At 25.2% G+C, this 998-nt stretch carries 1 protein-coding gene; it reads left to right on the top strand.

The features are described from left to right. Positions 1 to 113: 113 nt before the first annotated feature. Positions 114 to 923, top strand: a complete 810-nt coding sequence (locus HMPREF0202_RS07640) for an alpha/beta fold hydrolase (RefSeq protein WP_023052416.1) — start codon at positions 114 to 116, stop codon at positions 921 to 923. Positions 924 to 998: the final 75 nt, after the last annotated feature.

The following is a 998-nucleotide window of genomic DNA, read 5'->3' as shown; positions in this document are numbered from 1 at the left end:
AATGTATAAAATTTAGTATTCAAAGTATATTTTTTCAATATTTATGTAAAAAGTTACCATTTTGTAGTTTTTTGTATTAAAATTATAACTAGCAATATAAAGGTGGTGAATAAATGTATATTACATTAAGAAAAAATAAAAAAATAAAAGTAAATATTTTAGGAGAAGGGGATCCTATCATTTTTATCCATTCATATCTTTGGGATAGTAATATGTGGGAGCCTCAACTAAAAGAGCTTTCAAAAAGCTTCAAGTGTATCTCTATAGATTTATGGGGGCATGGTGAATCTGACTTTTTAAATAAAGAGGATACTTGTTCTCTTAAAGAACTTACTGAAGATATAATTAATATAGCAAACCAACTAAATATAAAACAATTCGATTATATTGGTTTATCTGTAGGTGCTATGTTAGGTACTTATTTAGCATTAAATTATAGTAATCGAATTAAAAAATTAGTTTTAATGGATGGATATTCTGGAGATGAGCCTATTTCAACACAAGAAAAATATATAAATTTATTAAATACTATTGAACATCTAAAGTATATTCCAGAAGAACTTGCAAATATAATTACCCCAATGTTTTTTAGTAAAAACGAAGGGAATTCAAAAGGAATTTTTTATAGAAATTTTAAAAATGAACTTATGAATAAAAAAGAGAAAAACATTGATACTATTGTTAAATTAGGAAGAGAAATTTTTCAAAGAGAAAATCTTCTAAATGAAATGAAAAATATTAAAAATCCAACCTTATTTTTAGTTGGAGATGAAGATATCCCTAGACCAGCATATGAAAGTCTTGAAATGCATAAGCTAGTTAAAAACTCAAAACTAACTATTATTCCAAATGCTGGGCATATATCTAATTTAGAAAATCCTACATTTGTAAATAGTGAAATAATAAAATTTTTGAATAAATAATAATAAAAAAAGCACAGAGTAATCTGTGCTTAAAATTTCAAAGTGGTGCCTAGAAAAGGATTCGAACCTTCGACC

It is taken from the genome of Cetobacterium somerae ATCC BAA-474 (genome assembly GCF_000479045.1).
In the GTDB taxonomy this organism is placed as follows: domain Bacteria; phylum Fusobacteriota; class Fusobacteriia; order Fusobacteriales; family Fusobacteriaceae; genus Cetobacterium_A; species Cetobacterium_A somerae.
The sequence above is the reverse complement of the archived record's forward strand: the minus strand, read 5'-3'. Positions and strand labels throughout refer to the sequence as shown.